Source organism: Alteribacter aurantiacus DSM 18675 (assembly GCF_000429705.1).
GTDB lineage: Bacteria > Bacillota > Bacilli > Bacillales > Salisediminibacteriaceae > Alteribacter > Alteribacter aurantiacus.
Genome location: NZ_KE386941.1, coordinates 1,856,851 through 1,871,261, shown reverse-complemented (window position 1 = coordinate 1,871,261; position 14,411 = coordinate 1,856,851). Strand labels below are relative to the sequence as shown.

At 39.4% G+C, this 14,411-nt stretch carries 20 protein-coding genes and 1 pseudogene; 20 read left to right on the top strand and 1 reads right to left on the bottom strand.

What is annotated here, in order from left to right; translation table 11 throughout:
- The first annotated feature begins 240 nt into the window (after positions 1-240).
- The 3 genes from G476_RS0112905 to G476_RS0112895 are packed head-to-tail and all read left to right on the top strand — an operon-like array spanning position 241 to position 2,541.
- Positions 241-1,449, top strand: coding sequence for a processed acidic surface protein (locus tag G476_RS0112905; RefSeq protein ID WP_026690468.1), 1,209 nt, complete (start codon positions 241-243; stop codon positions 1,447-1,449).
- A complete protein-coding gene (locus tag G476_RS0112900) occupies positions 1,442-2,134 on the top strand; it encodes a class D sortase (protein WP_026690467.1) in 693 nt (230 codons plus the stop codon). Before G476_RS0112905 ends, G476_RS0112900 begins: the two co-directional genes overlap by 8 nt.
- On the top strand, positions 2,131-2,541 hold the full coding sequence (locus tag G476_RS0112895) for a YhfM domain-containing protein (protein ID WP_026690466.1): 411 nt from the start codon (positions 2,131-2,133) through the stop codon (positions 2,539-2,541). Before G476_RS0112900 ends, G476_RS0112895 begins: the two co-directional genes overlap by 4 nt.
- A gap of 764 nt (positions 2,542-3,305) precedes the next feature.
- On the opposite strand, the gene G476_RS0112880 is transcribed toward G476_RS0112895, so the two are convergent.
- The gene (locus G476_RS0112880) at positions 3,306-3,746 is read right to left on the bottom strand and encodes a VOC family protein (protein WP_026690465.1); all 441 of its coding nucleotides are present in this window, start codon (positions 3,744-3,746) and stop codon (positions 3,306-3,308) included.
- Positions 3,747-3,905: 159 nt separating this feature from the next.
- Here G476_RS0112880 and G476_RS22920 point away from each other — a divergent pair, with 159 nt between their 5' ends.
- The 17 genes and pseudogenes from G476_RS22920 (at position 3,906) to G476_RS0112795 (ending at position 14,305) form a co-directional block, all read left to right on the top strand.
- Positions 3,906-4,199, top strand: a complete 294-nt coding sequence (locus tag G476_RS22920) for a TIGR04104 family putative zinc finger protein (RefSeq protein ID WP_051314792.1) — start codon at positions 3,906-3,908, stop codon at positions 4,197-4,199.
- Positions 4,097-4,453, top strand: coding sequence for a histidine phosphatase family protein (locus tag G476_RS24135; RefSeq protein WP_342664058.1), 357 nt, complete (start codon positions 4,097-4,099; stop codon positions 4,451-4,453). Before G476_RS22920 ends, G476_RS24135 begins: the two co-directional genes overlap by 103 nt.
- A 33-nt stretch (positions 4,454-4,486) precedes the next feature.
- Positions 4,487-4,738 (top strand): hypothetical protein, encoded by a 252-nt coding sequence (locus G476_RS24130; RefSeq protein ID WP_342664057.1) that lies wholly within the window; start codon positions 4,487-4,489, stop codon positions 4,736-4,738.
- 703 nt (positions 4,739-5,441) lie between these two features.
- The gene (locus G476_RS0112860; RefSeq protein ID WP_245579663.1) at positions 5,442-5,717 is read left to right on the top strand and encodes a hypothetical protein; all 276 of its coding nucleotides are present in this window, start codon (positions 5,442-5,444) and stop codon (positions 5,715-5,717) included.
- A 72-nt stretch (positions 5,718-5,789) separates the two neighbouring features.
- Positions 5,790-5,945 carry a hypothetical protein gene (locus tag G476_RS23590; RefSeq protein ID WP_156906565.1) on the top strand — a complete coding sequence of 52 codons (156 nt, stop codon included), beginning with the start codon at positions 5,790-5,792 and terminating at the stop codon, positions 5,943-5,945.
- A gap of 108 nt (positions 5,946-6,053) precedes the next feature.
- On the top strand, positions 6,054-6,854 hold the full coding sequence (locus tag G476_RS0112850) for a nucleotidyltransferase domain-containing protein (protein ID WP_245579662.1): 801 nt from the start codon (positions 6,054-6,056) through the stop codon (positions 6,852-6,854).
- Between the two features lie 85 nt (positions 6,855-6,939).
- Positions 6,940-7,188, top strand: coding sequence for a hypothetical protein (locus G476_RS0112845; protein WP_026690460.1), 249 nt, complete (start codon positions 6,940-6,942; stop codon positions 7,186-7,188).
- 356 nt (positions 7,189-7,544) lie between these two features.
- Positions 7,545-8,435, top strand: coding sequence for an inositol monophosphatase family protein (locus tag G476_RS21965; RefSeq protein ID WP_084405732.1), 891 nt, complete (start codon positions 7,545-7,547; stop codon positions 8,433-8,435).
- A 4-nt stretch (positions 8,436-8,439) separates the two neighbouring features.
- Positions 8,440-9,026 (top strand): annotated as a pseudogene (locus tag G476_RS21960) (HD domain-containing protein).
- Positions 9,027-9,041: 15 nt separating this feature from the next.
- Entirely contained in the window at positions 9,042-9,578 is a 537-nt protein-coding gene (locus G476_RS0112830) for a GNAT family N-acetyltransferase (protein ID WP_051314791.1), read from the top strand.
- Between the two features lie 19 nt (positions 9,579-9,597).
- Positions 9,598-10,029, top strand: a complete 432-nt coding sequence (gene fosB / locus G476_RS0112825) for a metallothiol transferase FosB (protein ID WP_425387221.1) — start codon at positions 9,598-9,600, stop codon at positions 10,027-10,029.
- A gap of 194 nt (positions 10,030-10,223) precedes the next feature.
- Positions 10,224-10,694 carry an SAM-dependent methyltransferase gene (locus G476_RS0112820; protein WP_026690457.1) on the top strand — a complete coding sequence of 157 codons (471 nt, stop codon included), beginning with the start codon at positions 10,224-10,226 and terminating at the stop codon, positions 10,692-10,694.
- Positions 10,695-10,851: 157 nt separating this feature from the next.
- Positions 10,852-11,661, top strand: a complete 810-nt coding sequence (locus G476_RS0112815; RefSeq protein ID WP_026690456.1) for an alpha/beta fold hydrolase — start codon at positions 10,852-10,854, stop codon at positions 11,659-11,661.
- Between the two features lie 139 nt (positions 11,662-11,800).
- Positions 11,801-12,283, top strand: coding sequence for a GNAT family N-acetyltransferase (locus G476_RS21955; RefSeq protein ID WP_051314790.1), 483 nt, complete (start codon positions 11,801-11,803; stop codon positions 12,281-12,283).
- Between the two features lie 50 nt (positions 12,284-12,333).
- Positions 12,334-12,861 carry a GNAT family N-acetyltransferase gene (locus G476_RS0112805; protein ID WP_026690455.1) on the top strand — a complete coding sequence of 176 codons (528 nt, stop codon included), beginning with the start codon at positions 12,334-12,336 and terminating at the stop codon, positions 12,859-12,861.
- A gap of 34 nt (positions 12,862-12,895) precedes the next feature.
- Positions 12,896-13,414, top strand: coding sequence for a GNAT family N-acetyltransferase (locus G476_RS0112800; RefSeq protein WP_026690454.1), 519 nt, complete (start codon positions 12,896-12,898; stop codon positions 13,412-13,414).
- 48 nt (positions 13,415-13,462) lie between these two features.
- Entirely contained in the window at positions 13,463-14,305 is an 843-nt protein-coding gene (locus tag G476_RS0112795) for an arylamine N-acetyltransferase (protein WP_026690453.1), read from the top strand.
- The last annotated feature ends 106 nt before the right edge of the window (positions 14,306-14,411 follow it).

Here is a 14,411-nt window from a genome sequence, read left to right as displayed (position 1 = left end):
GCATATGATTTTTCTTATATTTATCTATAAACGGCCTTATACTTTTAAAAACTATGGAATACGTAGGTTAGCTACAGAATGCTTTCAAATACAAACGAATGCTAGATAATAAACTATCATTTTGTCAATAGTTTTTGCTGAAATTTTCTGTCAAAAAAAGAAATAAAATGCTATCTTTTCACAAAAAACAGGATTATACTAATCTCGAAATAGACAATTGAATATGTAGGAGGAATGGTTGTGAAAGGTTTAGTCATGTCGTTGTTGGTTGGTTTGTTCCTTGTTGTGTTACCGTCTATAGGAAGTGCTGCACCATCAGAGAAAGAGTTGAATGCATATTTAAACGACATCGGATGGACGAAAAGTGAACTCGTAGAATACTTGGATTTCTTTGACTTTACACTTGATGAATTTGAGGACATGGAGGATCTTGAATACTTCTTGGGACCTGTCTTGAATGAAGAGTCACTCAAAAGCCTTCTTCAAGACTATGGGGTGAGTGAAGAAGAAGCGACGGAACTCCTCATCAAAAACGGTGAACTTGAAGGAGGTCAGTCGATTCTTGAAGGATACAAATTCGTCGAAGACCTGGATTGGGACTTATACTTCTACGTACAAACACCAATCACTGAAGACACTCTCAATAATCTGTTAAAAGAGTACGAGCTTACATATGACGAGCTAGTTGCCCTTTTACACGAAAACGGAGATTCAATCGATAACTACGAATATATTGAAGAACTTGACTGGGCGGTTTGGGATTACCTTTACGGCGATGAATGGGCACTAGAGCTTGAAGATCTTGAAGGCTTATTCGCCGAATTCGGTCTTACAATTGAGGAATTAGAACGTCTTTTTGCCCACTTGGAAAGCTTGAATACAGACAGCGAAGCCTTTTTAGAAAAGCTTGAAGCCCTCGCTGATCGTATGATGGCGTTCGAAGAGTTTGACGAAGCCTCTGAACTTTCAGCTGACCAAATTGCCGAGCTTCTTGCGATCTTCACGGAACTTCTTGACCTCTTTGAAATGGATGTGAAGTTCTACTTCGTCAAAGGCGACGAGAAAACCGCCGTATCTCTTCAATCCTTGATGACGATGACAACAACGAACGGCTACGATCTCCTTATCGAGCTTTACAATAAACAAGGGGAGTTTCTCGCTGACATCCTTCTCACAGCCGACATGTTCGGTTGGGAAATGATCAATGGCACAGGAAACGACCTCAAAAAGACACATGACGTTGTGGAAGAGACTGCGGCTAAAAAGAGCGAACCTGTGAAAAAGGCACCTGCAGAGAAATCCCATGTGGAGAAAGCACCTATGAAAACAGAGCACGGCGCGAAGCTACCAAAAACGGCAACCAGCACCGCCTCAGGTGTAGCAGCAGGGCTCTTCATCATGATGAGTGGAATGCTTCTCTACCGCAGGTTCAGTGTTAAACATGGATAAACAACAAACAAGAAGAATGAAGCGATTCATTCTTCTTTCTTTAAGTCTTGCCATGATCGCAGGAGGCTTTTGGTTTACCACCTCCACAACATACACGTTCATGAAGGGCTATTTTCTTTATTCAAACGGAAAAGCGGATGCGGTGGAAGTGGAGGATATAGAGCCCGTGGAGCTGGAAGAAGAGGCGGTCGAAATTGCTTCAGATCCAGAACACAAAGAAGAAGCGGAAGAATCGGAACAGGCGTTTCTTTACCCTGAACGTCCCGAAATCGGAGACATGATTGGCGAACTCTATATTCCCAAACTCGAAGCAACACTACCAATCTATCACGGCACCGATGAAGACGAGCTCGAAAAAGGGGTCGGACATTTCGCGGGAAGCGTATTGCCCGGGGAACCAGACAACGCCGTTTTAGCAGGACATCGAGACACGGTCTTTCGGGAGCTTGGGGAAGTGGGCGTGAATGACACGCTCATCGTCACCACAGCTGCCGGGGAGTTTGAATACAAAGTAAAAAACGTCCGGATTGTAGATGAAGATGATCGCACCGTCATCGTTCCAAAGCCAAGAGCCACACTCACAGTAAGCACGTGCTATCCCTTTACGTTTATCGGAAGTGCTCCTGAGCGTTACGTCCTCGTGGCCGAGCTACGTGGTGAGGGAAGGGAAAGAGGGAAACGGTGAAGAACGTTGTTTTAGCCCTTCTCTTGATCCTTACTGCTTGTGCAGGTGTTGAGACGATGAGCCTTCTCGATGAACCGGTCAAAGAAGTCACCGTCTACCGCTCAGAAGCCCTTGGTGTTTTTTCGGATGAAGAATTGATCACTATCAGAGAACCGGAACTTGTGGAAGTGATCGAGAGTGCGGTCAGGTCTGCTGTAGAAACGGACAGTAGTCCTTTAAAGGACATTCCTGATTATGATCTTATCATTAGCTATGGGGATGATCTTCCATATCACCCTATTCACCTATGGCTTGGAGAAGAAGGGGAACATAGCTATTTCATGTATCTCGTTGAAGGGGATGCATTTTATGTAACCTCATCGGACGTCACAGAGAAATTGAGAATGATCGTACAAACGAATGAGTAGAGAAGCAAGGGTTCGTTTTTCGTAGCAAACTTGCCCTCTAACCTAAGGGAAGAGGAAAGGAAAAATGGAACAAAGAAAGACTGCCTTTATAGGTTCAATGTTGATTTTGTCTGGTTCAATTTTGTTAGGCCTTATGCATTTGGCCATAGCGTTGTATATGCCTTCAATGACTTATTGGGAGACTCCACCAGGTCTTTTTGAGGCCACTGAAAAAGTACACCCCGACTTTTTCACTGCCTTTTTTTAAATGGCAATGGCTCCACTTGGTTGCGCGCCTGATACGAGAAACCCACTCGTATCAGGCTTTTAAAACATGCAACCGTTACGCTCATTGCTTCAAAGGCACTGAAAAAGTTAAAGATCGAACTTTTTCAGTGCCTTCGTCTTTTTGCAACGGTTCTTAATGATACGGTGGGATGGTTTCCCTATTTTTTAGGTGTCGCCCAAATTGTGATTGGAACGATCCTAGTTTGGCAATCGTACACTAGTGAAAAATGAGACTGGGACAGAAGTGTTTTACCAAATAAAATTCGGACAATGATATGCGGTGCAGATAAGCTGCTACTGAAATATACTTCGCTTTCCGTGGGAAGCGGTTGAGCCTCCTCAGGCTTTGCCTTGCGGGGTCTCACCTTCGCTTTTCATCCCGCAGGAGTCTTCGTTTATTTCATCCGCTCTGTTAGCGAGTTGTTCGGGTTTTGGTTTAAATACTGACTTTCTGTCACAGTCTTTTTTCTGTTCCATTCCCTTTATTTTTTAGTCTTCTATTCCTCTTTCTCTTTCTTTTCCTCCCAAAGTCGGATACGTTCCTCATGACTGACTTCTTTGTGTACTTGATGCAGCATCCAGATATACCCGAATGAATCCGTGAATATCGCGTTTGATACTCCGTGATCTTGAAGTTCAGTTACCGGTTGAATCTCTGTACACCCTTCATTCATAGCCTTTTCATAGGTCAATTTAATGTCCGGGACCATCACATTCACCCAACTCGTTTTAGGATCGTTAGGAGTTGGAGCAATTAAATGAAATTCCGGATTCTCATCTAACAAATGAAAGCGAGAGCCGTAAAGGCTGAAAACCGCTTCATTTTCACCGCGAGGAAGGTTAGATACCTCCACTCGTTCAATCTCAAAGATCGTTTCGTATAATTCCAATGCTTTTAAGCTGTCTCGCACCACCATGTTCATTTCTACTCCAACCATCGTGCCACACTCCTTTTCTATGTTTTAATACTCCTCAATTATACCAAAGTACGATCGATATCATCGCCATTTATCCCAATTCCTGACACCACTACACGGTAGCCTTTGGATATTTATGTTAAAATTGAATGAGAGAATACTAGATAAAGAGGTGGGGTTGTGAAGGTACCGAAGTGTTGGTCGTGTGAGTATTCATTTACGTGGAAGGAATTGTTTTTCTTCTTAAAAAAGATTAAGTGTCCTCAGTGCGGCGAAATTCAACATACCACAAAGTATAGTAATTGGAAGCTTGGCGTATTGGCAACACCATTGCCGTTTATCATGCATACTATCGCTATAGTCTCAAATTCGTGGACATTAGCTGCTGTTGTCACCCTTGTGGCACTGATTGTTTATTCTGGTGTCATACCTTTTTATATGCGATTTACGAAAGAAAAACAAACCATCATCTAAAAGAAGCCGGACAGATTTATGTGATTAGGCACGGACAAACAGATTTGAATAAAGAATGTAAGATGCAGGGACGAATGGGTTTGCCGTTAAACGAATTTGGGGTCCACCAAGCAAAGGTTTTAGAGGAAAAACTAAAGAATGTCCGTTTTGATCTTGTGTTTTCCTCGCCACAAGAAAGAGCGGTAAAAACTGCAGAAATCGTGACGAGATCTCAAGTCACTGTTGACGATCGATTGAATGTTTTTGATTTGTGAGAAGCTGACAGATTACATACAAGTAGTGTACAAATGGCAGGTCCAATACCTGATCCTTCTATTTATAAAGGTGTGGAAGAGCCGAGTTGTTTTATTAATAGAGTGTTTGATTTTATGAAAGAAATTGAGAATCAATATGGCAACGAGAAAGCAAATATCCTTATTGCTGGTCACAGGTGTACGACAGGTTGTATTGGTGCTTATTTCAAAGGAATTCCCACCGATGGAGACCTTCTGAAATTTTCATCTGATACTGGTGATTTCAGAACCTTTAAATTTTCATGAAACGAAGTTTGTAACAAAGATATAAGGTAGTTAAAGTGCAAAAAGGAGTGGTTGTCATCATTGAATTATTTGGAAAAACAATCTGTCTAGCAACATTGGCATCGCGTATTTTAATGATAGTTAGTGTGATAGTGATTGCGTTAAACATGGTTTATACGACATTTTTTCATCAATCGCTCATGAACTGGACGATGGGAATGGGCGTTTTCCTTTTCATTTTTAGTTGTGTCTTAAGGGGAGAAGAATAATAATCTTATATGGTTTCACGTGTTAGAAAGCGTACTTTTTAATAAAAACAATAAGAAAGGAAGGGTTAAGTTGAGCAGAAAAATGATTTTTCTTTTAGCCATTATTTATTTTGCTGTGTCATTTATCTTGAATAATGTCCTGCAAACCGCAGTTGGGGATTTGTTAATGACGATCAATTTCATAGCTTTTGTAGTAGTAATGATAGGGTCTGTATATTACATAAGCAAGTTTTCTGTTAAACAATTTGTTTATAATCTAAAGAATCGAATTGATTAATCAGAACAGTGCCTGTAGCTCCCCGAACAATGTCCAAACCATAGGCTAAAATCGTTTCTCTAAAGTGGAGTGGAAAGGCCTATTGTTTCGACATATACCAGGTAGTGACAGGCACTGATTTGAAGAAAATGAAACTGGAGTGAGCCTTTGTGCGAGTGGTGTTGGAGAGTTAGTGAGAGTGATTATTATTTTTACGTTTTTGACAATTCTATTAGGGGCCGTTCCTATTGCTATTTATTCAAGTATCGGAATTGATACGGATCACTTTGGATGGGGAGTGACCCTTGGTGTTTTTATAATTGTCTTTATTTTATATCGTAATCGATTGCAATTTAGTGGCTGGTACAAGGGGAAAGGAAGAGAAAAGCTACCCGGGAGTGTAAGCACGAGGCTTGTCATAACAGCCATTCTTCTTGTGTTATCGCCCTTAATATTAAATTTAGCTTTGGGCTAATGAAGAGACGGTGCCTCTGTTTCGTTTAATGAATGTGGATTATCGTTCAAGTTGAATAAAGGAGTGAAACCCATGCTATTTTCTTTTTTATTCGTATTGATTATTCTTGGCATTTTAGGTGGATATGCTGTAGCTTTTATAGATCCAATTGGTATGACTGCAGGTTTATTGGGTGGAATATTAGTTGTTTTAACGTATATTGCCATTCAAGTTACGCCTAAAGAATAATAGAGAAAGCTATCAATAGGGAGAATGATTAACGTGTTACCTTGGGCGACATAAACTTGGGGACAATTCAAATGAAATGTTTTGGTAGAGGGAAGCGGGTGATGAGCGGTGATTTTAAAAGCAGGATATGGGCTAGATCTTAATGGGTTTATCGTTAGCGATGTAAGTAAGGATAAAATTGATCATGTCTATCTGCCTTGTATTCGAGAATCGATAGACTGTCTTAGAAAGGCGTTTCCTGAGAAATTGCACAGCGTTTATGTGTACGGCAGCGTAGCCAGAGGTGAAGCCATCGCTGTAAGATCGGATTTAGATCTTATCGCTATGTTCAAATGCCAACTGAGTACCAAAGAGACTGCTGCTCTAAAGAGCCTAGGTGAGGAACTATCACATAAATATCGATCTAATGTTCGAGAAGTTGGTATGGCTGTAGCAAACGTCGAATATACTCTTGATCCCTTTAATTACTACGAAAATGCCTTTATTAAGGAACTCTGTGTTTGTGTATATGGAGAGGATTTAGGTAAACAGTTTGGTCCCTACAAACTTACACCAGAGATCCCTATTGCATTTAATGGAGATATTTGTGAGAGTCTAACGCGGACATTAAATAAATTTATATTAGCTTCAGATGAAGAGGTGCAAATCATTTCACAAGGCTTCGCTCGTAAACTTATTCGAACATTTTATTCCATGGTGATGGTTCGTGGTCAGATTTGGTCGACACGTCTTCGCGAACAAGCTGAAGTTGTTATCCACCACTTTCCAGATAAGAAATCTATTATTCTTATCCTACTAAAATGGATAGAAGAACCACCAACGGACCGGGATTCTACCTATGAGTTAATGAAAAGAGAAGGGGAGTGGGCTTGTGCGAACTTTGCACAAGAAGTAATCGTTTGTAATTGAACTAAAGGTGAGTGTCATTCAAAAGGCGAATCATTTTTACCCAACCTTGAAGTGAAATTCAAGAAAGTCATAGGGGGGGAATTCAGTGGGCGGTATAGATAAACGAAATCGTTTAAGCGAAGATCCTTTTCATTTTCGAGTCACTAAAGACAATACAGTATTTCTGGATTATGAAGGTAAACAAGTGAAGATTTTAAAAGGAAAAGATGCAGACAAATTTATAAGAAAAATGAACGCTGCTGAAAACGAAAAGGAAAGACAATTAATAATGGCAAAGGTAACAGGAAATTTTAAAAGGGGTAATGAAGGTAATAGTAGTTCAAAGAAGACGTGAGAATTCAATTTCCATTACAACTCACAAATCAGCAGACCCCAACCTTTGGGGTCTGCTGCCTGGAGGCGCGCCTTGTCGCAATGTTCATTATCTTATATGGTTTACCACCTATTTGTGTGCATAAAATGTTGCATTTTTCCTATAGGAGATTAAAGTCTTAAAATGTATAAATTGGTCTCAAGCTTGTTCAGATAGATCAGTGGGATGAAAATCTTCTTGTGAATAGCCACTTCCCAATGGGAGTGGCTATTTTTGTCCCCTTATTATGAGGTAAGGTTTTAATTCCTTCATTTAACAAAATAGTATAAATATTTGATAAACTGAAAAGGTCGTGACACATAGAAGCGGAGGCTCATATGGAAGAGATTATAAAACAAGCAAAGTCACTTGCTAGCAACGTGATCATTGAAGCAGGCAATATAGCAAAAGAACGTTTTGACAGTTTATTAACGTTAGAAGAAAAAGATGATAGTGGAGACGTTGTGACGGAAGTGGATTACCTAGCGGAAGAAATCATACTAAAGGAATTAAACCGAGTGTTTCCGGATCACAGCATTCATAGTGAAGAAGCCGGGTATAATGGGCGAAAAAGTGATTGGTTATGGCAGGTAGATCCATTGGATGGGACGAATAATTTTGCGATTGGTCTCCCGGTTTTTTCATCTTCTATTACGCTTTTGTACCAAAATAAACCAGTGCTCGGGGTTATTTACGAGCCGATTGTCGATCGGCTGTATACCTCAACTTTAAACGAAGGTGCTTTTTGTAATGAGGCTAGACTAACCATAAAAAAGCGAGAGAACACTAAAAAGTTCAATGTGGCTTGGATTCAAGGCCACAAGGTACAGCATGAAGAGCGAGCAGTAAGGTTAAGACAACACATCGACCTACATTGTAAAAGGATGATAAGACTATGGGCACCCACCTTACAGTGGTGTATGTTGGCAAAAGGTCAGCTAGATGGCATTATCCTGTATAACTCCGAGGGTGAAGATCTGTATTCTGGAATCTTAATGGTTAAAGAAGCGGGAGGCATTGTTATTGATTTTCAAGGGAATGATTTTTCGGGTATGAGTGAAGAACCCTATTTGATTGCATGTCATCCAGATCATAAAGACTACTTTTTAGGCTTAGTAGAGAGTGGATTAAGGCGACAACCTACCATTGGCAATGTGACTTTAGAAAAGATAACGGCGCGTTTCGTCGGGGAAAGAGGTGAGCAATATGCCATTAAACACGTTTGTTAAAGATATGAAAATAACGGGATCATTACAAAAAGATGTAGAAACGTTTTTTTACGACCATGGTTTTCCACTAACATTGGAACACTCGATAAATGTTGCGCAAAAAGCGAAAGAGATTGCCATAGAGTACAACGTAGATCCTGACTTGGAGTTTAAGTCAGGTCTTTTGCACGATGTGAGTGTAATCATACCCAACCAAAAGCGAGCGGTTTTGGCTGAAGAACTGGGGTTAGAGGTGGTAGAGGAAGAAAAGATTTTTCCCTTAATTGCACATCAAAAACTCTCAAAGGTAATGGCTAGAGAGCTGTTACTATCGAAAACGAGGCCATCTTGCAGGCGGTTGAATGTCACACAACACTCAGGAAAAAGCCAAGCACACTCGATCTTGTTTTGTTTGTGGCGGATAAAATCGAGTGGGATCAACCAGGTGTTCCGCCATATCTAAACGACATTACGAGACAGCTAGATGTCTCATTGTCTCACGCCGCTTTTTGTTATATTGATTATTTATGGAAAAGAAAAGAATCACTAAAGGTAGTCCACCCATGGTTAGCAGCTGCTCACAATGAACTGAATCAAATAGTAAACAGGTAATGAGGAGTATGTACGGTGCAAATAGAGTTTAGAAAACTTGATGATGATTTAAACGACCTTGTGGAATTACATACGAGTAACACTTGGCCTTTTCACGGAGATCCACGGCCATCGAAATTAGACATTCATAAACGGTTTCATGGGAAATGGTATGAAGATGACAGGGAAACATTTTGGGTACTTTTGCAGGGAGAGAAAGTTGGAATTATTATAATTGGAGACATTTCTGATACGATTCCAATGCTTTATGACATAAGGTTATGTGAGTCTGTGCGAGGAAAAGGAATAGGTAAAAAGTGTGTAAGCTGGATCGTAGACTATGTATTTAAAGGGTCAGAGAAGAGAATTCGCATAGAAACCTATACGAGACACGATAATTACGGTATGAGAAAAGTTTTTTCTAAATGTAACTTCCAAAAGGAAGGGTATTTAAGAGACTCTTGGGAAAATGAGGATGGTACCATCGGCGACTCGTTGGTTTATGGAATCACTCGAAGAGATTGGGAGCGGGGAGAGAAAACGCCAATCAAGCTAAACGATGTACCGTTCTAGATTAAGGGGGGAAGAAGTGATGATAAAAGGCTTGAATCATTTGTTGTTTTCAGTTTCAAATTTAGAAGAAGCGATCACATTTTATCACGAGGTCTTTGATGCAACATTGTTAGTGAAAGGGAAAAGAACGGCCTACTTTGATTTAAATGGCATATGGCTTGCCCTCAATGAAGAAAAAGACATTCCCCGTCAAGAAATAAAAGAGTCATACACCCATGTTGCTTTTTCTATTGAAGAAAAAGACTTTGAAGATATGTATCAAAAATTAAAGCGCTTAAATGTAAATATACAAGAGGGCCGTAAGAGGCACGAAAGGGACAAGTTGTCCATATATTTTACTGACTTGGATGGTCATAAGTTTGAATTTCATACAGGATCGTTACAAGATCGATTGAAATACTATCGGCAAGAGAAAGAGCATATGACGTTTTTAAATGGAGATTTTGATTAGAGGGGTTTGTATAAATTAATTGATAAACCATGGGATAAGAGAATGTGTGCTTGCAAACAATGATTTTTCTTACACCACCTCCTTTTTAGCTCTTCCTTAGTAGAGAGCTTTTTTTCTATTACCATGACTCATTTTTACTGTGAAAAGTTTGAGACTCTCGCAGTCAATCCTTATTTCATGAAAGGTGAAGTTTTATGGAGATAACAATGAAACCAATCGCATATGCATCAAATCAGCGCAAAGAGGTAGAGGATGATCAATGGGGTGCCATTGTCACGACAATTACATTAGCTGAAGAACTCCCAGATTCCGCAATAGCATCTATTGATTCATTTTCTCATTTAGAGGTGGTCTTCTATTTTCATAAAGTCAAAGAAGATAAAATCATACAAGGTGCGCGGCATCCTAGAAACAATAAAGACTATCCTCTTACTGGCATCTTCGCACAAAGAGGTAAAAACCGTCCAAACCGGATTGGACTAACTACTGTTGAACTTCTTGAGGTTGAAGGAAGATCAATGATCGTGAAGGGGTTGGATTGTATTGATGGTACACCGATTCTTGACATTAAACCAGTGATGGAAGAATTTTTGCCGAAAAGTAGCCTAAAGCAGCCTGATTGGACCCGTGATGTGATGAGGAAGTATTGGGATACTGCTCAGTGAAGCAGTTATAGCTAAAACAAGTATATTAGTAGGCATTTCCTTACGCTGTGGGTTGTGATAATAAAGCTAAGACTGAATATTGAGTTCTAAACATGAAACTTATTTCAATCATTATACGTAAAAATATGGAGAGTATTGAAATAAGAAGGTGGCTATCATGCATACGGTGAACTTGAACGGTACACTTATTTACTATAAGGAAAGAGGAAAAGGTGATCCATTGATCTTCACCCACGGAGCTTCTTGGGACCACAAACAGTGGGAAAAGCAATTGGAATATTTTTCACAATACTACCGGGTCATCCTTTGGGATGTGAGAGGGCATGGCCAATCGTCTCTTCCATATGGACCTGTGAACGGAACGGATTTTAGTGATGACGTGATTGGCTTGATGGATCATTTAGGTTTGGAAAAAGCGTCTTTATGCGGCCTTTCTATGGGGGGGCATATTTCTCTACAGACTGCGGTTCGTTATCCAAAAAGAGTCTCCTCCCTCATTTTGCTAGGGACACCGTTTACAAACAAATATAACTGGTATGAAAAAATGATGGTTCCTGTGAATCGAGTGATGAACCGTCTCTTTTCTATGAACCTATTAGGAAATCTACAAGCGAGAGCATTATCGAAATACAATCCTGAAAATAAAAAATATATCAAGGAGACCGTTTCAAGGATGGCCTACGGAAATTGGGTTCGCATTTGGGGTGCTGTAACTAGAATGGAAAGCGGAGATCAATTGCATCACATTGAGTGTCCTACTCTTATCCTTTACGGCGAATTTGATACGCTTATTCATAGACAGCAACAAACGTTAAACGCCTTCATCAAAAATTCAGAGATTTCTATGATTAAGGGCGCCCACCATGCAACGAATCTGGATAAACCTGATGAAGTAAATAAGAAGATCCATTCCTTCTTGAAAACTGAAAAGGCTATAGGCAAATCTCTTAAAGAAGCGTCGAACTAGTATTGTATTGCGGTGCCTGTCACTCCCCGAACGGTGTCGAAACCATAGGGCAAATTCATTTCTCTTAAGTAGAGTGGAAAGACCTATCGATTCGATAAATACCGGGAAGTGACAGGCACCGATGTAGGAAGGTGATGAAGTGATACGTACATATAGAGCGGAGGATAAAGACTATATAATAAACTCACACTACGAGTTGTATCATAGAGAATTCAAGTATGATTTATCATTTCGAGATTTCGTATTGAAAAGTATAGGTGGATTTATTGAAAGGGGAGACCCTCATGAGAACATCTTTATTTTAGATGTAAATGGAAAACCAAGTGGCTCTATCAGTATTAAGAAACATGATGATACGACTGCACAGTTGGGCTTGTTCCTCGTAGAACCCGTTGCTCAAGGGACTGGATATGGACAGAAGCTTGTGGAAAAAGCCATCACGTTTAGCAAAGAAAAGGGATATAACCGGATCATTCTTTGGACGAATGGTGAGCTAAAAGCAGCAAGGAAGATTTATATAAAAATGGGGTTTGAATTGCGTGAAACGAAGACTAGTTTTTTATCAAACCAAGAGATTATTGAAGAAAAATGGGAGCGTTTGATCAAAGGTATCTCTGGTTAAGAGAGCTCTTGTGTAATTTGCATTTAAAGGATAAGAGGGGAAGAGCGGTTATGATTAAGGGGAATTCAATTTATTTAAGAGCGGTTAAAGAAGAAGACATGGAAAACATCTATGCGTCGTGTCTAGATGAGGAATTTCTATATATGACCGGAACTCGTAAGACATTTACATTGGATGAAATCAAAGAGAAGTATAATCAGTTTAGGGAAGATCCTACACGCTATGATTTTGCCATCTGTTTGTTGGATAATCACGAGGTCATCGGTGATCTTTGTATAGTAGATGTAGATCAAGACAATAGGAAAGCCGGGTTTAGAATATCCCTTCATAAGAAAAATACGATAAACAAGGGATATGGGACTGAAGCAACAAAGCTGGCACAAAGATTTACGTTTGAAGAACTGAATCTGAATCGCTTGGAGCTAGAAGTTTTTTCTCATAACCGTCGAGGCCTTAAAGCCTATGAAAAAGCGGGATTTAAAAAAGAAGGCGTGTTACGGAAATCCTTATATATGAACGGTACATATTCTGATGAAATCCTGATGGCGATGCTTAAAGAGGAATATAACGAAGAATAACAGGATCAATAGATAAGAAATAGAGGGAATGTTTATGAATATAAAATTGGAAGAATTACAGGCAGCGGATGCTGAGGACTTGTATCAATTTGAACGGGACAACAGAGATTACTTTGAAACGATGGTCCCTAGTCGTGGAGAGGACTACTACAACGTTGAAACCTTTAAAACTAGACTCGAATCTTTACTTGATGAACAATCGAAAGGACAATCCTATTATTATTTAATCAAAAATGAAGATGGTTTAATTCTAGGGCGGATGAACCTAGTAGATATTGATAGGTCTGATCATTCAGCTCATATCGGTTATAGAGTTGGAAAGTCCTATACGGGAAAAGGAATTGCTTATCGGGCATTGGAGCTGCTACTAGAAACCCTTAACAAGCGAGAAGTTAATCAGATCTTAGCGAAGACAACAACGACCAATATTGGTTCAAAAAAAGTCTTGGAAAAGAACGGGTTTAAACATATCGAAACAAGTGATGAAACGTTTTTAATGAACGGAAAAAAGATGACGTTTGTTTATTATAAATGGACTGTTGCTTGTGGCTAATTAGTGGATAAATGGAATGTGCAAAAGGAATTTAGTAGATAGAAGGGCGTGGTTAACATTAGTGATTCTATAACAAATTATTTGAACTGTCTTAATTTACGCTCTGAAAAACCATCTTATCGTTATTTAGAACAAATTTGTCATGCTCATTTAAATACGTTTCCTTTTGAAAATATCAGCAAGCTTCTATCTTTTAGTAATCATAATCGTAATGTTGAATTACCTTCACTTGAATTATTTGTTCAAAACTTTAAGGAACATAACTATGGGGGAACTTGCTACACGTTAAACGCTAACCTCATGACTTTACTAAAGGGGTTAGGCTTTGAGTGTTATCACGTTATGCTTGGAAAAGAACATATGGGGATCATAGTGAACATTGATGAAGAACGTTTCTATGTGGATTGTGGTGCTACCGCTCCCTTTTTTAAACCAGTACGTTTTGAGAGTGATTTTGAAAACATCTCTCCTTTTGGTACAGATAAAGTATATATATTACCGGAAGAGCCACAGAGAAAAAGGTATAAATATGTTCGTTACATAAATGGTAAACAAAGCGGAAAGACGTGGCACTTTCATTCTCGAATGGAAGCGAACGTTCGTGACTTTGATGAGGTAATAGAGAGATCTTATAAACCTACAGCCCCGTTTATGACTATTTTAAGGTGCCAGCTCTATCAGACTGGAAAACAAAGAAGCGTTTCTTTAGTAAATAACAAGTTTGGGATTCGTTATTCAAGTGGGGAAACAAAAGTTAAAGTACTATCATCACTTGAGGAAATTCAAGAAATACTATCAGAGGAGTTTAGGCTACTGAAATTACCAATAACAAAAGCTATTGAAGTGTTAAAGACATTAAATGTTGACATTTTTGAAGACAAAATAAAATAGAAGTAAACGCCCGAAAGCATAGTTTCTAGCTAGGTTGCTCTTTCATGGTCTCTCTTTAAATCTTTATTAATTTTCCTGTTTAAAAAGTAATATAGCTCGTAATGAC